Consider the following 19,804-nt stretch of genomic DNA (forward strand, 5'->3'; position numbering starts at 1 on the left):
TCTGGGCCCCTTAGTTATTTCGATCTTTGCTTATCTTGCTGTTTAAGCCACTTACTTATCAGCGGATATATGTTGTTAAGTACGTGTTTTTGGCCTTCGGCGTTGGGATGAAGACCGTCTTTTTTCATAAGTTCACTGTTGCCTGCTACGCCCTCTAAGAGAAAGGGCATTAACATGGCTTTTTCACTTGTGGCTATTTTTTCATACAAGCCAAAAAAGGGTTCTGTGTAGCGTTTACCTCGGTTTGGCGGTAGTTGTATACCAAGCAATAACACATCTGCACCTGAGTTTTTTGCCTGTTTAACGAGCCTTGTCAGTGATTGCTGAATATAAGGGATAGGGCGGCCCTGTAAGCCATCGTTAGCACCTAATTCAATAATAATGAGTTCAGGTTTCTGTGCTGATTCTATATGCGCAAATAGAATTTGTTCACCGCCTGCTATTGTCAGGCCACTGACCGATGCGTTATTGATATCAACTAGATAGCCTTCACTTTTTAGCTTGTTTTCAAGCAAAGTCACCCAGCCTTGGTCTTTATCTAGTTGGTAAGCAGCACTTAAGCTATCACCTAGCACTAAGATTTGCCTGCTGCTTTGGTCTTTTGTGGGAACTGTATTGGCAGCAAGTGAACTAAAGGCGCTCAATAGCAGTAAAACTAAGGTGCAAAGCCGTGCACTTACTTTTACTAATGGTAAGCTATTTCTAATTTTCCACGGGGTCGGGCTTCTATACATGATTAGCGCTCATAAAGTGTGTCAAACAGTGCCAGTTTATAATGGTGAACTGCATATACTCAAAGATATTAACCTGCATATCGATGCGGGCGAAAGTGTGGCGATTGTTGGTGCCTCAGGTTCAGGTAAAACAACTCTGCTAGGCATGCTTGCAGGGCTTGATACCCCTAGTTCTGGTGAGATAGAGCTTCAACAGATTGAAATAACTCAGCTCGATGAAGAGCAGCGTGCTCAAAGGCGTCGAGAGTGTGTCTCTTTTGTTTTTCAGAACTTTCAATTATTAGATAGCTTAAGTGCCCTTGAAAACATTATGTTGCCCTTAGAGGTAAAGGCCGACCCCGCCGCGCGTGAAAAAGCCCTAAATTACTTAAAGCGTGTTGGTTTAGAGCAGCGTGCCAGTCACTATCCACAGCAGCTTTCCGGTGGCGAGCAGCAGCGCGTGGCTCTCGCTAGGGCCTTTGCCTGTGAGGCACCGATTATTTTTGCTGATGAACCAACGGGCAATTTAGATGCGGAAACTGGCGAGCATATTACAGATTTGTTGTTTGAGCTAAATCAAGAGAATGGAACGACCTTGGTGATGGTGACACATTCAAATGAGCTTGCTGAGCGCTGTTCGCGTCAGTTGCGTTTGCATGCGGGGGCGCTCCTTGAATAAGTCTCCGTTTCCTCATTTATTCGGCCTTGCGACCAAGCTGCTTAAACGAGATTTACGCAGTGGTAACTTAAGTGTGCTTGCTTTGTCCTTATTGTTAGGGGTAGCAACGGTTACCAGTATTAGTTTATTTAGCTCTCGTATCCATAATTCAATTTATGATGAAGCGGCACAATTTATGGCTGCTGATGCATCGGTTGGCGGTACTCAGGCCATTGAAGCGACGTGGTCTGAACAGGCGCGTGAGCAGGGCTTAAAAATAGCTGAAACCGTATCTTTTTCGGCCATGGTTTTTAGTGCTGAGCACATGGCACTAGGGCAGGTAAAAGCGGTGTCATCCAGTTATCCTTTATTGGGTTCGATAGAGGTTGGTGACAAGCTCTTTAGTTCCGGCGACGATGTTCGTTATGGGCCTGCTGTTGGTGAGTTATGGATTGCCCCAAGACTGTTTGATTATTTACAACTTAATATAGGCGATACAGTTGCTCTAGGTGATGCCGAATTTAAGCTGGCTAAGATTATTAATCGCGAGCCAGATCAAGGCCAAAGTTTTTTTGGTTTTGCTCCTAGAGTGATGATTCACATTGATGATGTGGATAAAACCAATGCGATACAGTTAGGTAGTCGTATAAGTTATAAACTTATGCTTACTGGTGAGAGTGAGCAGCTTACTAATTACAAGCAGTGGCTCGAACCACTGTTAGGTCAGCATCATTATTGGAGCAGTGCAAAAGATGCTAATCAAAGTGTGGTTGGGGCTTTAGAGCGAGCTGAAAATTTCTTATTACTCGCCGGTAGCCTTGGGGTGATTTTAGGTGGTGCTGCGATTGCTCTTGCTGCTCGGCGTTATGCTTTACAGCATGTGCGTACCGTTGCCTTGCTTAAGACCATGGGCTGCAAGCCAAACGAAGTCATGCAGATTTTCTTTTTTGCCCTATTTCTTATTGCTCTTATCTCGGTGTTACTGGGAAGTTTATTGGGCTGGTTTGGGCATTATTTGATCTTACTTGCTGTACAGGGCTTGTTTGTAGCCGAGCCGGCTGCAGCAAGCTTTTCGGCTTATTTTACGGGTGTGATGACGGGTTTTATCTCTCTTTTGGCCTTTGCCGTTCCGCCTTTACTGCAGCTCAAGCAAGTGACGCCTGCGGTCGCACTCAAGCGCAGTTATAGTCAGAGTTTTTCATCTTGGAAAAGTAATGCTGTTGGCGTTGTTGCTGTGCTGTTGTTATTGTTTTTATACAGTTCGAGCCTAAGCTTAACCTTTATTTTGTTTTCTGCAGCCTTGGCGACTTTAATTGGAGTTTATGCACTTTCGTGGTTGAGCATTAAATTAGTACATCACTTAGTGCCCTTAGTTGGCGCTGGTTGGCGTTTAGGCTTAAATAATTTGCAGCGGCACAGGCAGAGTAATGCCATGCAAATTGTTATTTTCTCTACTCTGTTAATGTTGGTAGCCTTGATTTTTAGTGTTAGAACCGAGCTTGTGTCACAGTGGCAAAATCAATTGCCGGAAGATGCAGCCAATCATTTTGCTTTTAATATTCAAAGCTATGAGGCCGATGCCGTTAAGTCTCATTTAAAACAGGCCGATATTGATCACAGCCCTTTTTACCCTATGACACGCGGGCGTATTACGACCGTTAATGGTGTCCCTTTAAAGGCATTGGTTGAACAGTACGCAACAGGGCGTATTGACTATGAGCGTGAAGTTAATTTAAGTTCGGCTTTGGTTCTGGGTGAAGACAATGTCATTGTTCAGGGGCAGTGGTGGGGTGGCGAATTAGAGCTTGGTCAGCTCTCCTCTAATGAAGAGCCGCTTCTACTGGCATCTGTCGAAGAAAGTTATGCCAAAGGTCTTAACCTTAGCATCGGCGATATCATTATCTTTAGTGTTGCTGGGCAGGAGCTTAAAGCCAAGTTAAGTAATATACGAACAGTCAAGTGGGATTCAATGAATCCTAATTTTTATATCTTATTTAACCAGCCCTTAGCGGACTCTTATGGAGCCAATTGGCTGACTAGTTTTTATTTGGCTAGCGAGGATAAAGACAAGCTTAACAAGTTGGCGCGAAGTTTTCCTACCTTGAGTCTGATTGAGCTTGATCAGACTATTAATCAGCTGCAAAGTATTATTGAAAAAATCAGTGCGGCGGTGGAATTTATTCTTGTCTTGATATTCGCTTCTGGCTTCTTGGTTTTAGTTGCTTCTATTCAAGCTACTTTGGATATGCGCTTTAAAGAAAGTGCTATCTTGAGAACCCTTGGAGCCGATAAAGCTTTGGTTAGGCGAACTCTACTGATTGAATTTGGTGCTTTAGGTCTGAGTGCGGGTATTCTTGCGGCTGTAGGTAGTGAGCTTGCGCTGTACTTTTTGCAATTACGTATATTTAATATGGACTATGTGCCTTTTTATTGGTTGTGGCCGTTTTTACCCGTGCTTGGTGCCGTGCTAATCGCTTTGGCTGGTTGGCTATCGACCCGCAAGGTCATTAAAGTCACGCCAATGTCCGTATTGAGGAGCTAAATGTTGTTAAACAAGGGAGTGAATGTGAGCTTTACCGTTGTTGAAATTAAAGATGAACAGGGCCTAAGGCGTTGTTTTCCTGCGTTTAAAGAGTTAAGGCCCAAGTTAGAAAAAGAGGCTTTTGTTAAGCAAGTGCAGCGTCAGTACCAGCAGGGCTATTGTGTTGTTGCGATTGAAGAATTAGAGGAAGAGACACATAGTACGGAGGCATCTTATCCTAGTGTATTGGGTTTTCGTTTTATCGAAAACTTGGCTTGGGGAAAAATTATCTATATTGATGATTTAGCCACTATCAGTGGTCATCGTGGCCAAGGCTTTGCACCTGCTTTACTTGATTGGATTATTGAACTTGCCCAAAATCAACATTGTGATGCCGTACACCTTGATAGTGGTTATGCAAGGAATGCCGCTCATAAAGTCTATTTAAATAAAGGTTTTATTCTAAGCTCTCATCATTTTTCGTGTGATTTACGCTCTCAAGCTAAAGCTCTTGTTTGAGGTGCTATGTACAATTCCTTGGTTTGTTAATTCTGTACGTAAGTTCAGTCTTGTTTATCTTTAATCACTTGCTCTATCTCTACTGCTAATTTATTGAGTTGAGAATGGGTTTTTTTAACTATATAGCCTTCTTTATTTAAGAGAATAACTGTGGGTGTTCCGGGTACTTTAAAGTAACTACTTAGATACAGCTTAGGGTCATTAATCACTTTGGCTTGTAGATGGTATTCTTCAATATAGTTTTTTATTTGTGTTAGTGACTTGTAATCTTGGTCTTGGTTAATAGCCAAAAACCTTAGGTCTTGATGGTAGCTATCGTAGAGGCTGTTTAAGGCAGGCATTTCTTTTTTACAAAAACTGCAGTTGACCGACCAAAAAAACAGTAAACTTGCTTGGCCTTGAGAGAGCTCTGCTAAGCTACTGAGTTTACCATCGGCAAACATTGGCACATCTAAGTGGCCCGTGTTTGTCTCCGCTGTAACAAAAGTGCTGGATATTGAGCTTAGAAAAGTAAGTGCGAGTGCTTTAAATAAAGAGCGCATTTGCCCTCCTCCTATTGAAATGAACCTGCTTTGCGTGTTTGGATAACTTAAAGGCAGCCGTTGCGTGTTTTTATTGCCGAGCCTGTAAGAAAAAAGGCTTTATAAGGACTAAATTCAGTTACTAGTGCTCTGACTGGCAGGTGTGTCGCTCTAGTGTTGTCGTCTGAACTAGCCCCTATAAAGCTAAGCGGGGATGTTAACGATGCTTTTACTGCTTAGTTTTGTTACATGGCAGCTTCGATGTAACGCTTGGCACCGGCTGATACAACCGATAAGCCACCTTGCATATATTGGTGAACAAGCTCTGGGTTCTCAGCTTCTTCAGTGACGTCGTATTTGGCTTCCCAAACAAGCAGTGACTGAGTTTCGTTTATAGGATGAACTTGCACGGTGTTGTACATATTGATCATAGGTAGCTCACTGCCATCGACCAGGGTGTAAGTGAGGGTCATTGATACTTCATCAAATGCCACAACTTGCTCGACCAGTTTGCGGCCATCATGATGCACGCAGGTTCGGATAGCGCCTTCGCCTTCGCCTTCAACCGAGGTGCTTGCAAACACTTCAGGTACAAAGTTTTCGATGCCATCAACACGGCCGATTTCTTTCCACACTTTGTTGGCTGGAGCATTAATAACCTGGCGGGCGATGGCTTGGTTGTCGCGCTTATCAATAGGCGCGTCACTTAGCTCTGCCATAGTAAAAGAGCTAAATAAAAGGGCGCTGCTAAAGGTAAGGGCTTTAATTATTTTGGACTTAATCATGGTTTCTTCCTGTGTCTGTATATGTATAAAATCTGTTCTAGGCTCACTTGCTTAAGAAGCGGCTTGGCTTGTTAGGCTCATGTCGTTGCTGACGCTTAAGATTTATAAGTGAGGCGCTAAAAAAGTTGATGAAATAAAGCCAGTATTTATCTGAAATAAATCTTTCCTTAATTAAATCAATGGCTTAGCTTGGTGGTTTTAATGGGCTTGTAGAAGCTGGGGCTTTGGCAAAGCGCCAAAAAGTGAAGCAGATGAAGCCAAATACGTTCATGATGGCCTCTAAAGGCTATGAAAAAACGCGTAAAACAAGATAAGAAAAAAGCTAATAAGCCGAGTGCGTTTGGCTAAAGAGATGTGTGTGAGTGAGAAAAAAGTACAAAAATTAAGCGTGGGTTTGTGGCATATAGACCCTGAAGCACTGTCTTTGACGAAGGGGCAGCAGCAAGAGTCTCTGCGTTTAAAGGCCATGGATTTGTTGCTTTATATGGCTAGTCATCCAGCTGAGGTGATTGCGCGAGATGAGCTAATTAGCGCCGTGTGGCCTGAAACGTCAGCAACCGATGACACACTTAACAGCACCATCGCCAAGTTGCGTAAAGTCTTGGTGGCTGATGACTTAGTACCGAAGTACATAGAAACTATTCCGAAAAAAGGTTATCGCTTATTGGCGCCAGTGCATTTTGAGCAAAAGCCAAGCGAACAAGAAACACAAACTGAACCGGAGCGGGCTATTAGCAGCGGGGCTGCCTCGCTGAAAAGAAGTGCCGGCAAGCGGCTAATGAGCCCAGCCTTACTCGCATCGTTTGCTGGCTTTTTCCTGCTGTTGGTCGTACTGCTGATACTTGTGTTGGTGCTTTCGCCGTTTAAGGAGCCGCCCAATTCTTTAGCTCGGCCCGTCTATCAAGCATCTATTGTTGCCGCGGAGGAGCAGGGTGAGGCCTTTCCGGCACTCTCACATAAAAATGATAAGGCGGCTTTTATTCGTGCTGATAAGAACTTAAGTAATGTACGGATTGTGGTAAAAGATTTAAGCAGCGGTGAAGAACGAGTTGTAAATGATAAGCCTGGCTTGTATTCAAACCCTGTTTGGTCTCCTGATGATGAGCAAATCGCTTATTTTAGTTTTGAAGGTGCTCGCTGTAGTGTGCGCCTTGTTAGCAGTAGTGGCGGCCCAAGCCGTGAGCTAGCCCTGTGTTCGCCGGCCCTACTCGGAACCTTAAGAACCTCGATGGATTGGTTGCCTAGCGGTAAACACCTGCTTATTCCGCAGCTAGCTGAGGGTACAGCCGTGCCCGCCCTGTATATGCTAAATATAGAGACGGGAGACTCTATTCAGCTCAGCTTTCCAGCCGATGATTTACATGGCGATGCCAATCCACGTGTTTCCCCAGATACCCGCTTAGTAGCGTTTACTCGTAGCTCGGCAACAGGGCAAGATCAACTAGGATTAATAGATCTTGTAACAGGTAAAGAGCGCATGTTTGAGCGAAGCTTTGCCAAAGTACTTGGTTTAGATTGGATGACTCATAACGAGATTATCTTGGTCTCAGATTTAAGTGGCCGTGCCGAAACGTGGCTGTTTAATATTGATTCTGAAGAGCTGAGTTGGTTAGGGCTTGGTGGTCACGACGTGGCCCATGTTGATTACGATTATCGCAGTCAAAGCATGTTGATTTCCGAAATCGAAATCGACAGTAATATTCGTTTACGTACACTTGCTAATAAGAAACTGATCAGTCATCCGAGCTTTTCTTCCAGTCAAAATGAACACGCTGTTACGATTTCTAACGGCGGTAAACGTTTAGCATTTGCCCGTCAGTTGGGTGAGCGCACGGAACTATGGCTTAGCGACTTAGATAAAAGTGAGTTTGGCTTGCGCATCGCAGGTTCGGCTTTATTAAAGAAAATACCCAATGCCTATATTTCTAATATCACTTGGTCACCTGATGATAAGGCCCTTGTGTTACAGGTATTACAAGAAGGCGGTAGCTCTCTATATGTTTATGAGTTTGAGAACCAAAATTGGTATCGCTTAAGTACACCAGTGGAGCAAGATGCTTTTAGCCCGGTTTGGGGGCCGCGTGGTGAGCGGATATATTATTCTGTACCCAGTGCACCTAGTTGGCAAATGTGGGTTTATCAGCGTGATCAGGCTAAAGCTGAATTGGTACTGCAGCGTGCCGGTGGCCTATTGCAGCGTGATGGTGAGCGTATTTTATTTTCGCGTTACGCTGAACCCGGTCTTTGGTCTATTGATGTTTCAGATATGGGCACTGTTAGCGCGACAAATTTAAGAGCTGAAAAACTCGCGATCGCTGATAAGGCAATGTTTCGATCTTGGTTATATAGAGATGGTATACTTTATTATATCGATTTAAGTGAAGCCTACGCTTATCAGATTTATAAACAAAAACAAGCGGGAGAAAGAGAGTTATTTTTTAGCGACGAGCATGCGTTTGCACAGTTCGATATTCGTGGTGATTTGTTTGTTGCGAGCGAATTCCATAGCTACGAGGGTGATGTGTATCTTTATACAAGGTCGGATAGTAATAAACCTTAGCTGTGTTTTAAGTTCTGGGACTAAGAAGGGGGCCTGTAAGCTCCCTCGTTTTTAGTGGCTAAGATCCACTTCCTTCCAATTGTCTACCTCTTCAGGGTAATAGCCAGCTCTGACCAATAGCTGTCGAAGTTCACCGCTTTCTCGCATAAGTGCGAGGCCCTCATTCATCGCCTCTAGCAGTTCATCGGCCCATGGGCTTTTTTTAGAAATTAAAAACAAGCGTTCGCCATCTAAATAGGTTTTAAAATTAGCGATTGGAAATACCCACTCGGGTTTGTCTTTGTTTTTCATATCCCAGTGAAATCGTCCTAAGCCACCTTTACGTTGAAATTCTAATAAAGCGACATCCGCATGGTGGGCTTCAAGTGCGCGCATCAAATAACGAAATTCCTCCGCCTGATGAATATCTAGATGTTTATATTTTTTTAAGGTTTTAATATCAATATGCCAATCTTTAACAACGACATAGCTCAGTTTACTTAGTTCATCTTTGCTCTTTGATGCCAAAGCATATTTATTGTTACTGGCCGTAAAAAATCCGACCAGTGCTTCCCCCTGTTTGATGTAAGTATCAGTGCGTATAAAAATGTCGTCAATATTAGGGTCAGTACTCCAATAGCTGGTGCCAAGTAAGTCAATTCTTCCTTGCTTTGCCATTGCCGCTGCACGTTGAATGCTGGGGATGGAGATCAATTCGCTTTTATGCTTAAAGCCCGCAACTTTTAATGCTCGTATAACGATAAGCTGCTCTGCCATGGTACGGTCTATCAACCTAACAGAGCCTTTTTCAAATGCTGATACGGCATTCCCTTCTATCCAAGTAGCCAGCATGGAGTGGTATTCAACCGGCATGCCAAAGCGTAGCGTTGGTGGCTCTGCATAAGCCTTAGCGGCTATAAATACCACGCTGTAAACCAAAAGCCAGATAAGGCCGAATTTCATATGATGAGCACCGTCATTTATTTTGAACTGTTATCGATCTTTATCTCTAAAGTATAGACCCCGATACAGTGCTTCGAGCGTAGGTTCCTTACAACTACTAGGTATAAGTACCTATATAAGCACAAGCGATTTCTTCTTAATAATGCTAAGGTTGGGCTGCTTGTAGATATGTTTATAGGGAATTAGGCAAGAGTATGAAAAAGCGTATTAAAAAAAGTATTGCAATAGATATGGATGAAACAGTAGCAGATATGCTGTCGCGTCAGTTGCAGTGGTATGAGCGCACCTTTTCAGTAAAGTTGGAGCGCGCAGACTTATATGGCAAGAAGATATATGACGTGGTGCCCAAGGCGCATCTGGTTGAAGTAAAGGCGTTTCCTGATCATCCAGATTTTTTTAAAGATTTACCAGTTATTGATGGCGCAGTCGAGGCAATTAAGACACTGAGCTCTAATTATGAAGTGTTTTTTGTGAGTGCCGCGATGGAGCACCCCAATTCTTTTACTGCTAAATATCAGTGGTTAAAGCAGAACTTTCCATTTGTTAGTGATATGAATTATATCTTTTGTGGGTTTAAAGGTATGCTCAATTGCGATTATCTTATTGATGATAGCTCTCGGCATTTAGACGTCTTTGAGGGCCAGGGTTTATTATTTGATGCTATGCACAATAAACATCAAAAGGGGTATGAGCGTATGTGTAGTTGGCAGGAAGTTGTGTGTTATTTGAGCTGACCGTTAAGGCTTGTTATGTGCTTGAAATTTACGCTCTTATATTTTCATTAGGCCTTTTTTATTAAACCCAATTAGTTATGAAAAAATTTCTTGTTGTTGTTTTGTTTGCGCTTGCTTTTTACTTGTACGACCATTCAAGGCACGTGACTCTTGGACCCGGCGTAAGTGCTGCTGAACCGCCGCTGCAGAGGGTTATAGATTCGCCTGTAACCTTTGAATTTGAAACTTATAACCTTAGCCCTTTGGCGCGTTTTGAGCTTAAAGCAAAAGTACTGTCAAAAGAAAACTATTACCTTGGCCGCGAAGCTGATCTGTCGCCTACAGATCTTGCTTTAGGGTGGGGCACTATGTCTGATGAATCGATTCTTGAGCAAATAGATATTTCGCAATCAGGGCGATTCTATCGCTGGCGAGTAGATTCATTTCCAATCCCAAGAAAAGACATTGAAACTCAGAGTGCGAATATGCACCTTATCCCTGCCGACACTCTAGTTAGGGATGCAATTAGCCGTGTTAGAAAAGGCGATCTTATAGAAATGTCTGGCTACTTGGTCAATGTTGTTTCGAATGATGGTTCTTGGTACTGGAAAAGTTCATTAACTCGAAATGATACCGGAGGCGGAGCCTGTGAGTTAGTTTTTGTCGAGTCTTTAGCGATTGTGACAGCCAACTACTAGTTTCATTGTTCGTAATTAAAGGGGAGGGCCTGTGAAAGGGAAAGTCGGTTTTAGTTTGGCAGCAGTATTAAGTTTGTTGGCGGCATTGCTGCATATCGCGATTATTATTGGTGGCCCTACTTGGTATCTTGCCTCTGGTGCCGGTGAGCAATTAGCTGCTATGGCAGCATCGGGGTCTTGGTATCCGACATTTTTAGGTTCAGTGCTGGTTTTTATCTTTATTGCCTGGTCTTTATACGCTCTTTCTGGCGCTGGCTTTATTGCTCGCTTACCGTTTTTAAAATTTGCACTAGTGGCTATAGCAAGTGTGTGCACATTGAGGGGGCTATATGGCTTTTTTGTGCCTTTTATTAATAAGTCAGAATATGTTGCCAGCTTAGGTTTGAGCTTTTGGTTTTTTAGCTCGCTAGTATGGCTTGTGCTTGGGTTGTCTTATTGGCTGGGTATTACAAGTTGCTGGGCTGATATCAACAGGATGCATACGGCCCTCCCAAAGTAGCTGCAGCCGCCCTTAAGCTGAGCATGTTATGATGCCTTCACTTACCCCCTCTGCAAGCAGCTCTAACATGCCTCTATTTGAAGAAATTGATAGCCAAGCCTCACCTTTAGGTGAGATCTCTCTGCGCAAACGCAAGATGCCTGTTTTTGGTGATAGAGACATCTATGAGGTAAAACTTGGTGAAGAATTTCTTATGTCGAGTATGTTTGTTGAGGCTGAAGAGGCTTTATCTACGCTTGGCTTAGCGGCAGTTAAGGGCTGTGATCTTAAGGTTGTTGTGGGTGGCTTAGGGCTTGGTTATACCGCTGTTGCAGCACTTAAAGATGAGCGTATTAAAGAACTGCTTGTTGTGGATGCGCTCGATACAGTGATTGGCTGGCATCAAGATGAATTAGTACCACTTGGTAAAATTCTTAATGCTGACAGCCGAAACCGTTATGTGCACGGTAGTTTTTTTGATTTGGCTGTAGAGCCAAAAAGTGGTTTTGATCCGGCAGTTCTAGCCGAGCCTTCTGTCCGTGCTGAGCCTATCGACGCTATTTTACTTGATATAGACCACTCACCAACGGAGTATTTAAACGAAGCTAATGCCAGTTTTTATACAAGTGACAACTTAAGTTTAATGGCCGAGCAGCTTAAGCCTGGCGGGGTGTTTGCTATGTGGTCTCAGAATCTTCCCGATGCGGATTTTGAAGCGTTGTTGTTGACGGTGTTTTCCGAGGTGAATTCGCACGTGGTGTCATTTTATAACCCCTTTCAAACAGTAGAGGCTACGAACTCAGTTTATGTATGTATAAAGTCTGTGTAGTGCTGTTAGTTCAAGTCAAAAGGCTGCTTTAGGTGTTTAGTAAAACAGATATCGTTGATGATTTTATTGCGCCTCTCTGCGCAGAAGAGATAACGGTTGTTTATCAAGATGAGCATCTATTGCTCATTAATAAACCAAGCGGTTTATTGAGTTTGTCGGGTAAAAATCCATTAAACAAAGATTCTGTTCACTGGCGTTTGGTTCAAAGTTTTCCTAAGGCAACCTTGCTTCACCGTTTGGACTTTTCGACATCGGGGCTGATGCTTGTGGCTTTAAATAAAGAGGTGAATGGGCTTTTAACTAAGCAGTTTCAAGAGCGGCGTATAAGCAAGCGTTATATAGCTATATTAGAGGGTTGGACTGAAAAAAATCATGGTTTTATTGAGGCTCCGATTGCGAAAGATCCAACTCTTTTTCCTAGGCTAAAAATATGTGACATTAGCGGGAAAGTGGCAAAGACAGAATACAGAGTATTGATGCGAGAAGACGAGCCTCGTCGTACTCGTGTGGAATTCATCCCGCATACAGGCCGTACTCATCAGCTGCGCATTCACAGTTTGGCTTTAGGCTATCCCATCCTGGGTTGTGATCTTTATAGTAGTGCAACAAGTCATCAGGGCGCAGATCGGTTACTACTGCATGCTAGTCAGTTAGAGTTTGTTCACCCGGTTACACATAAACTATTATCAATTCAATGTGAGTGCCCGTTTTAGGTCGCATGCTTACTTGAGTTTCTTTAAGGTTTAAAATCAACTTCTATTTTATTGTTGTGTTCTACCGCTTGCCAGTAGCTGATTCGTCGTCCTTTGTTAACGTGGGGCAGTGCGTGGTCGTTGTTTATATGAGTGGTATCGCAAAACTGGGCTAAGCGAGAGCCAGCATCTTCATCTTTAATCGGTAAGAATAAAATTTCTTTCCGGTTTGCATTAACGAATACCTCGAGTTTTTCCCTGTGCTCTAAGTAGCATTGTTGAAGGTAGGTGTGGCTGTGCGGCATATTACTTTCAAATTTAGGGAAGCAGTTTTGAAAGCAGCGTTTCAAAACTGGGTTAAGGATACCATCAGGCTTATGCCACTGTTTACGCATACTGCCAAGCAAGCGCTTTATGGATGCTGTCCATTCATCTAAGGGGCGTTCTAAATACACAAACCTAGCATTAGGGTAGCGCAAAGCTAGTTCGGCATAGTCTACAAAAACTGGGGTATCGGCAATAACATCGGCGGCTTCTATTGCTGCGTGGTTGTAAGCGGTATGCGCTACTTTTAGGCCGCAGTCTAATAAATATAGGCAGGCGCTGGTGGTGCCGCTTCGCGGCAGGCTGATAATAAAGATTTTATCCTTAGTGTTGGGCGCGGTTTTTGTCACGTATTTACTTCTAGTCGAGTGAACGGTCTTAACTTGCTTGAGATCGTTTTTTAAACGAGGCTCATCATTATATAGGCTTTAGTTTTTAATCGCGTAATTGCTTGTGGTGTTACTTGTCTGCGCCTTATTATTGTATAAATTAAGGCGTATCTTTATATGCTCAATCGAGCTAGGCCTAAGCATATTATCTAAATATGTGCTTTTGGCCTTCTAGCTTAGCCTGTCAATCTAACTCAAGCCATAAGCTAAGGGCACTCTTATGTTGTTTGTGAAAAAGAAAATACAGTATACGGCGTCGTTACTTGTATCCTGCTGTTTGGGTTTTTATGGCCCACTTGTTAGTTCTGCAAGTGACAAGGAGCCGGATAGTCTTGTGAGCTATTACGACTTGGTGCACCCGATTATAAGTCGTTCAGGCATGGTGGTTAGCCAAAATGATATCGCTAGTGAGGTAGGAGCACAAATATTACGAGAGGGGGGGAATGCCATTGATGCGGCAGTTGCTACCGCTTTTGCTCTTGCGGTTACCTTGCCTAGGGCTGGAAATCTAGGTGGTGGCGGCATGATGATGATCCACCTAGCTCAAGAGAATAAAAATATTGCTCTGAATTATCGAGAGCTGGCACCTGAGGCCGCCTATGAAACTATGTTTCTTGATAAGCAAGGTGAGCCAATTTCTGAAAAGTCACTTCATACTTTAGCTGCAGCAGGTGTGCCAGGTACGGTGGCTGGTATGCACCATGCATTGACTAAGTATGGCACGATGACATGGTCACAAGTGATTGCCCCTGCAGAAAAGTTGGCCCGTGAAGGTATCGTGATCAATGATGACATTGTACGAAATATTAATGTCAGCCCAGCACTAAAAGATGATGCAGAGTCGTGCCGTGTGTATTTTAAAAAAGACTGCGTCACTTATAAGCCAGGTGAACGTTTAAAGCAAACTGATTTAGCCAATAGCCTTTCTGCTTTAAGAAAGGGCGGTGCAGAAGTATTTTATCACGGTGAAATAGCGGAAAAAATTGTTAAAGCGATGAAAAAAGGCGGCGGTCTTATCACGGCTGAAGATCTAGCTAATTATCATGTTGAAGAGCTGACGCCTATTTACGGTCAGTTTCGCGATTATCAAATTGTTACCATGCCACCGCCAAGTTCAGGCGGAATACACTTAGTTCAAATGTTTAATATGCTTGATGCTTTGCCACTTAAAACGATTGAGGTAGGCAGCGCTTTACTTTTGCATTATCAAATAGAAATTTTTAAACGTGCTTATGCCGATAGAAGTAAGTATTTAGGTGATACCGATTTTGTTCATGTACCCGTTAAAGGTTTAACGGACCCAGCTTATGCCAAGCAGCTAGTTAAGAATATTAAAGCCGATGTGGTGACTCCTTCATCAGCGATTAAAGCGGGTAAAGTGCCAAGTTATGAAAGCCCTGACACCACTCATATCTCGGTAATGGATAAACAAGGTAATGTGGTTAGCAATACGTATACTTTGAATCATTCCTTTGGTAGTGGTATTACGATTCCTGGCACGGGAATACTTATGAATAACACGATGGATGACTTTTCTATTAAGCCAGGCTCACCGAATAGCTATGGTTTGATCGGTGGCGAAGCGAATGCTATTCATGCGGGTAAACACCCTCTAAGCTCTATGACTCCAACCATTGTACTTAAGCAAGGCAAGCCGTTTTTAGCTACAGGCACACCAGGTGGCAGTAAAATTATCTCTAGTGTTTTTCAGCAGCTGACCTATATATTGGCTTATGATGTTAATTTGGCTGAAGCCACTATAAGGCCGAGAGTTCATCATCAGTGGATGCCGGATGTCGTCTATGTTGAGAAATCTTTAAATCCAGACACACGCGATAAATTACTGTCTATGGGCTACAAAGTAGAGCAATCCAAAAGCCTTGGTAGTTTACAGAGTGTGATGTATCAAGAAGATGTGTTCTTTGGCTATGCTGATCCGAGAAGACCTCATGCAAAGGCCGTAGCTGCGGATTAATTATTGGTATTAAAAAGGCTGCATCAACATTGCTGATGCAGCCTTTTTAGTAAAGAGAGCCCTTGGTTAAGTAGGCTCTTTAGTTAAATAAGTTCTTTAACTTTTCTTCCGCTTGTTTCTTAAGTTTTTCTTCTTGCTTTTTACGTTCAGCTTCAGCCTTGGCTTTTTGCTTCTCTAGCTCTTTTTTAGCTTGAGCTTCGGCTTTGTCTTGTTGCTGTTTGGCGTAATCTTGCAGTTGAGTCTTTAATAGATCATCTAGCTTGGTGCCATTTTTACTGAGTAGGTTGGTGTCAGCTGGTAGGCCAAGATTGGGATCAAGGTCTTTTAAATAAGCATTTAGACGTTCGTTTAGGGCTGTGTCGAGCTTGGCACGCCACTCAGTTTGTTTCTCTTTAAAGCGTTGGTTAAAGGCTTTTTGTAGCTGGCTATCTAGGTTGGAGCCAATACGTAAGTCGAGCTCATCCACCGCGCCGGTAAAGCCAATATCTAAATCAAAGCTGTGGATTTTTTCGAGCGCAGCGCCCACTTCCTTGGCAAACTGGGTTTTACCGTCGCTGGAGAACTTAGCTTTACTAAACAGGGCTTTGGCGTCGCCATCAAGCTTGCCATCAATCAGTTTTGCGCTGCCACTTAAACGACCGTTTGCTTTATCCATCGTAACAGCCAGCTTGTTTGATTCACTTAGCTTCTGCTTGCTTAGGCCTAAACTGGCAACGCTAAAGTTGGCAGTGTTGACGGCGGGAGTTTGGCGATAGTCGAGTATGGCGTCCGCATTTAAGCCGCTCATTTGGCCCCACTGCTTACTGCTTAGGGTCAGTGTTGATGGCTTGCCGGTGATTTCCTGCTGGTGAGTTAGGTTGTTGGCTAGAATAAGTATTTCACCCATATCATCAAGCATGCTTAATTTACCGCGCTTGATTAGGAAGTCAGGTAGAGGCTCTTGTTCAGGGAAGCGAATAAAGCGGCCTTCAAGGCGTATTGGTTCTTCGGCTTCAGCTTCACTTTTGATTTCGTTAATACGTGCGATATAAGGCTGAGCCTTATTGTACCAATATAAGAAGGTATTGCTGTATTCACCGACCTCAGAGCCAAAAAGTAAACCGCTTAGGTTGGCTACGCCTCCAGCATTTAAACCGTATTTGTTTTTGAGGTGTTCGTAATCCGCTTTAGGTGCGTTCTTTAAGTTACTGAGTTCACCTTTAAGTTCTTTTTGACTGCGCTTGATCAAGGTCTTTGCTTCATCGATCGCCTTTTTGTCGGCTCGCATGGCTTTTTTGATGTCATCAAATTTGCGTTTGCGCGCATTAAAGTCGGCTACGGATTTAAGCTCGCCAGATGTTAGTTTTTTGATGTCTTGTTCATAGCTTTTCAGTTTGTTGCTGTTAGGCAAGCGTTTTTCTAAGTTTTCCCAGCTTTTCTTTTTTTCATCAATGGAAGTGGCTAGTGTTTTATAAGCAGCATCGGTTTTAAGCGGCTCTCTAGCTAGCAGTGTTTTTGCGTCTGGGGCTGCGGCGGCAGCATCTTTTAAGCCTTTGCTAATTTCTTCTTTGAGAGTCTCTTCTTCGGCTTGGGCTTTGACTTCTTCAGGGCTAAGTGGTTTTTTCTTAAGAAGCCCTGATTTACTGCGTTCCGTATCAAAGGCCAGACCCGTTAGACTCATGTCCTCAATAATTACTTGGCCCATTAATAAGCGCAATAAGCGAAGCTGCATGGTTGCCTGTTCAAATTCAAATAAGTTGCGCATCGCCGCGTTTTCATCACCAACACTTACGCCGTGCACGGTGATGCCTGCAGGTGAATACTGTAGCTCAACTTTATTTACATTTACTTTAGCGTTAAAAATTTCTTCACCGCCAGCTTCCATCCCCCACTTGATTAAGGTGCCTGCAAACAAGTAAAAGGCCAGCGCTAGGCCTCCAACAATGGCGATAAAGGCTAATAGTCCTTGCCAACGCAATGCTTTCATTTTACTTCTCCCTCTTATTTCACTGCGTTAGTTAGGTCAACCGCGTCTTGCGCTAGGTTGAACCACTTAGATGCTTTGATGGCTTTTACTAGGTGGGTTTTCATCACCCAAGCAAGAATACGTTCACGGTACTTAACGATGATGAATCGAGAAATAAGTAAACAAGGCAAAAACGCTAAGATTGAAAATACGACTGAGCCGAGTACTAAGGTGTGATTAAAATGCGCTAAACGCCAAATTTCACTTTGGTACATCGCTGTCCAAGTGCCGTTTAATGACTCGTTGTGAAGTAGGCCTTCGCCAATATTGAGAAAAACGGAGTCAAGCAGGTAAGCAAGGCCGGAGCAAACAACCATGCTGACTAAGACTGCCGATATATTGATACGCAATAGGCAAATCAAAAACAGGGTGAGGATATTATGCAGACTGAATAGTGGGGTAAAACCCAGCACCATGCCCATAGCAATGCCGGCTGCAATCTGTGTCGGACTGACGTCAGCATTAAGTAATTTAAAGAGTTTTAACAGTTGGCCCATGGAGAGTCCTTCCCTGCGGCTTAACGAAGATGATAGCTGTCCAGTTTAAGACTTTATGTTCAGCTTTGAAAGCGGGATGCGGGTGAGTGGGAGCTAGTTTGGATAATCGCTTAAGCAAGCACCCAAAGCCGTCCCTTTAAAAGGTTCTTAAGCGCCTATGTAGGCGCTTACATAGCGGTGTTTATTTTGCGTAGACCTCTTGGCCTGCATAAATGGTTTTTTCGACTTGGGTTTGATGAATTTTATGAACATCTATCTCAAAAAGATTGTGTCCGAGAATGATCATATCGGCTTGCTTACCTGTCTCTATCGAGCCCGTTTTCTGGCCTAGGCCGATCGCTTGTGCACCGTTAAGGGTTAAGATTTTAATGCCTGTTGCTAAATCTACGGCAAACTGAGCTCCTAGTTTTCTGTCGGAGCCTCCCGGCGCCTCGCGGGTAATCATGGATTCTAAGCCGGGCCATGGGCTGGGAGTTAATGATACGGTCCAGTCGGACCCATAAGAGACTTTGGCTCCGTTTTCTACTAAGGCTTTAATGGGCCACGAGCGGTCGGTTCTATCACCAATATCTTTACGGATAATATCCTCACCATCATTGGGGAACCAAAGTGCCGGAGAGGCTTCGTAAACGACCCCCAATTTATGGAAGCGTTTGATGTCTTCAGGCGCAATAAAGGTGCCGTGAGCGATGGAGTGAGACGTGCCTAAAGTTGCTTTGGGTAAATTTGCGTATATGTCGAGGGCACCGCGAATGGCTCGGTCTCCAATGCCGTGTACCTTTGTGGCAAAACCTTGTTCAACATAAACAGCCATGTCTTTTTTTACATCGTTAAAGCTGTAGCGTAAATCACCCCTAAAGTCGGTACCGTGGAAAGGATCTAGCATAGCGGCAGTTTGACCGGCAGCAGAACCATCCAGAATATACTTCACGGCATTGGGGCGAATACGTTCCGTGCGGTAGTGTGCTGCATTGCGAATTAATGCGTCTTGGGCTGTTTTTTGTTTGGGGTCATTAAATTCGAGTGGTGTGGCTAAGCTGATATGTACCCAGTGCTTCAAACTGCTCTGTTTTTCGAGGGCCGTATAGGCGTCGAGATTTCTTTTTACGCCATAAGCGTCATTGATACCGGTGACCCCATAAGAAGACATTTCATTAAGAAATGCTTGCATGCCTTTGCTGGCCCATATGTCGTCAGGGTATTGGTCGAGGGCGTTGGTAACGAGGGTTGCTGCGGTTTCTCGAAAGACTCCTGTTAACTCTCCTTTGTCATCTTTTACAAAGATCCCGCCAGCTGGTGGCGTGATGTCCTTAGTGATGCCTAGCTCTTTTAATGCCATGCTATTTAGAAGCATGGCGTGCGCTCCTTGATCCCAAAGAGCAACTGGGCGATCGGCAACGATGGCATCTAAGCTGCTTTTATTTGAGGGAAGCGTTGTGCCTGCAATTAAACCGTTATTATCAGCAAGCCAGTTGAGGGTGCCGCCATAGAGCCACTTTTTATCGGGGTTGTTTTTGCGAAACTCGCGGATGGTCTTCGTAATACTTTGCCAATCATCCGATGCGCTAATAAATATATTTAAATAATTATCCGCCCCCATATCTGGGTGAATATGTTCATCAATGATGCCCGGCATGACAAACTTTCCACGAAGGTCGATAAGTTTGGTATTGGGACCTTTAAATTTATTAACCTCTTTGTTGGAGCCAACTTCAATAAATTTAGCATCGCGTATCGCAACGGCTTCAGCCCAAACCTGTTGTTGATTAACGGTATAAATTTTACCGTTGGTATAAATGGTATCTGCCACGTCACTTGCCAAAGCGCTCTGGCCTAATAACACACTGAAGCTTAAAAAAACGCCAGCCATCTTACCTAAGCTAGTCTTCATCGATATATCCTTTCTGTATTGCCAGCAATGGATGGCAGCGCTATTAATAAACAAATGAGGCAGGTTCCGAGAGGGGCTGTGTTATGTAATAAGT

The 19,804-nt window shown here is 43.6% G+C and carries 18 protein-coding genes; 10 read left to right on the forward strand and 8 right to left on the reverse strand.

Features of this window, described 5'->3' with window-relative positions; genetic code table 11:
- Nucleotides 1–14 precede the first annotated feature (14 nt).
- Nucleotides 15–734, reverse strand: coding sequence for an arylesterase (locus AB1S55_RS06410; protein WP_370980970.1), 720 nt, complete (start codon nt 732–734; stop codon nt 15–17).
- Here AB1S55_RS06410 and AB1S55_RS06415 point away from each other — a divergent pair.
- Genes AB1S55_RS06415 through AB1S55_RS06425 form a run of 3 tightly spaced genes read left to right on the forward strand, consistent with a single transcriptional unit; the run spans nt 733 to nt 4,411 of the window.
- Nucleotides 733–1,392, forward strand: a complete 660-nt coding sequence (locus tag AB1S55_RS06415) for an ABC transporter ATP-binding protein (protein ID WP_370980971.1) — start codon at nt 733–735, stop codon at nt 1,390–1,392. The genes AB1S55_RS06410 and AB1S55_RS06415 overlap by 2 nt on opposite strands.
- Nucleotides 1,385–3,913: an ABC transporter permease gene (locus AB1S55_RS06420; protein ID WP_370980972.1), complete on the forward strand. Its 2,529-nt coding sequence runs from the start codon at nt 1,385–1,387 to the stop codon at nt 3,911–3,913. The genes AB1S55_RS06415 and AB1S55_RS06420 overlap by 8 nt, the downstream gene beginning before the upstream one ends.
- A complete protein-coding gene (locus AB1S55_RS06425) occupies nt 3,914–4,411 on the forward strand; it encodes a GNAT family N-acetyltransferase (RefSeq protein ID WP_370980973.1) in 498 nt (165 codons plus the stop codon).
- Nucleotides 4,412–4,455: 44 nt separating this feature from the next.
- On the opposite strand, the gene AB1S55_RS06430 is transcribed toward AB1S55_RS06425, so the two are convergent.
- Together AB1S55_RS06430 and AB1S55_RS06435 are read right to left on the reverse strand one after the other, a co-directional pair.
- The gene (locus tag AB1S55_RS06430; protein WP_370980974.1) at nt 4,456–4,953 is read right to left on the reverse strand and encodes a TlpA family protein disulfide reductase; all 498 of its coding nucleotides are present in this window, start codon (nt 4,951–4,953) and stop codon (nt 4,456–4,458) included.
- A 224-nt stretch (nt 4,954–5,177) separates the two neighbouring features.
- A complete protein-coding gene (locus AB1S55_RS06435) occupies nt 5,178–5,717 on the reverse strand; it encodes an SRPBCC family protein (RefSeq protein WP_370980975.1) in 540 nt (179 codons plus the stop codon).
- Between the two features lie 358 nt (nt 5,718–6,075).
- Between AB1S55_RS06435 and AB1S55_RS06440 the strand changes: the two genes are divergently transcribed.
- Nucleotides 6,076–8,277: a winged helix-turn-helix domain-containing protein gene (locus AB1S55_RS06440; protein ID WP_370980976.1), complete on the forward strand. Its 2,202-nt coding sequence runs from the start codon at nt 6,076–6,078 to the stop codon at nt 8,275–8,277.
- A gap of 51 nt (nt 8,278–8,328) precedes the next feature.
- On the opposite strand, the gene AB1S55_RS06445 is transcribed toward AB1S55_RS06440, so the two are convergent.
- Complete coding sequence (locus tag AB1S55_RS06445) at nt 8,329–9,219, reverse strand: hypothetical protein (protein ID WP_370980977.1); 891 nt, start codon at nt 9,217–9,219, stop codon at nt 8,329–8,331.
- Between the two features lie 194 nt (nt 9,220–9,413).
- Here AB1S55_RS06445 and AB1S55_RS06450 point away from each other — a divergent pair, with 194 nt between their 5' ends.
- The 5 genes from AB1S55_RS06450 to AB1S55_RS06470 all read left to right on the forward strand — a co-directional run bounded on the left by AB1S55_RS06450 (nt 9,414) and on the right by AB1S55_RS06470 (nt 12,650).
- On the forward strand, nt 9,414–9,953 hold the full coding sequence (locus tag AB1S55_RS06450; RefSeq protein WP_370980978.1) for a 5'-3'-deoxyribonucleotidase: 540 nt from the start codon (nt 9,414–9,416) through the stop codon (nt 9,951–9,953).
- Nucleotides 9,954–10,030: 77 nt separating this feature from the next.
- On the forward strand, nt 10,031–10,630 hold the full coding sequence (locus tag AB1S55_RS06455) for a hypothetical protein (protein WP_370980979.1): 600 nt from the start codon (nt 10,031–10,033) through the stop codon (nt 10,628–10,630).
- Nucleotides 10,631–10,661: 31 nt separating this feature from the next.
- On the forward strand, nt 10,662–11,129 hold the full coding sequence (locus AB1S55_RS06460) for a hypothetical protein (RefSeq protein WP_370980980.1): 468 nt from the start codon (nt 10,662–10,664) through the stop codon (nt 11,127–11,129).
- A 67-nt stretch (nt 11,130–11,196) separates the two neighbouring features.
- Nucleotides 11,197–11,937, forward strand: coding sequence for a spermidine synthase (locus AB1S55_RS06465; protein WP_370980981.1), 741 nt, complete (start codon nt 11,197–11,199; stop codon nt 11,935–11,937).
- 32 nt (nt 11,938–11,969) lie between these two features.
- A complete protein-coding gene (locus AB1S55_RS06470) occupies nt 11,970–12,650 on the forward strand; it encodes an RluA family pseudouridine synthase (protein ID WP_370980982.1) in 681 nt (226 codons plus the stop codon).
- Between the two features lie 23 nt (nt 12,651–12,673).
- Here the strand turns inward: AB1S55_RS06470 and AB1S55_RS06475 are convergent, their stop codons facing one another.
- On the reverse strand, nt 12,674–13,303 hold the full coding sequence (locus AB1S55_RS06475; RefSeq protein ID WP_370980983.1) for a sulfotransferase: 630 nt from the start codon (nt 13,301–13,303) through the stop codon (nt 12,674–12,676).
- Between the two features lie 259 nt (nt 13,304–13,562).
- Here AB1S55_RS06475 and ggt point away from each other — a divergent pair, with 259 nt between their 5' ends.
- Nucleotides 13,563–15,317 (forward strand): gamma-glutamyltransferase, encoded by a 1,755-nt coding sequence (ggt, locus tag AB1S55_RS06480; RefSeq protein WP_370980984.1) that lies wholly within the window; start codon nt 13,563–13,565, stop codon nt 15,315–15,317.
- Between the two features lie 79 nt (nt 15,318–15,396).
- On the opposite strand, the gene AB1S55_RS06485 is transcribed toward ggt, so the two are convergent.
- From AB1S55_RS06485 to AB1S55_RS06495, 3 genes are all read right to left on the reverse strand, one after another.
- Nucleotides 15,397–17,283: a TIGR03545 family protein gene (locus AB1S55_RS06485; RefSeq protein WP_370980985.1), complete on the reverse strand. Its 1,887-nt coding sequence runs from the start codon at nt 17,281–17,283 to the stop codon at nt 15,397–15,399.
- A 14-nt stretch (nt 17,284–17,297) separates the two neighbouring features.
- A complete protein-coding gene (locus AB1S55_RS06490; RefSeq protein WP_370980986.1) occupies nt 17,298–17,819 on the reverse strand; it encodes a TIGR03546 family protein in 522 nt (173 codons plus the stop codon).
- A 181-nt stretch (nt 17,820–18,000) separates the two neighbouring features.
- Nucleotides 18,001–19,710: an amidohydrolase gene (locus tag AB1S55_RS06495; RefSeq protein ID WP_370980987.1), complete on the reverse strand. Its 1,710-nt coding sequence runs from the start codon at nt 19,708–19,710 to the stop codon at nt 18,001–18,003.
- Nucleotides 19,711–19,804 lie beyond the last annotated feature (94 nt).

Origin of the sequence: Agaribacterium sp. ZY112 (assembly GCF_041346925.1) — a bacterium.
Taxonomy (GTDB): domain Bacteria; phylum Pseudomonadota; class Gammaproteobacteria; order Pseudomonadales; family Cellvibrionaceae; genus Agaribacterium.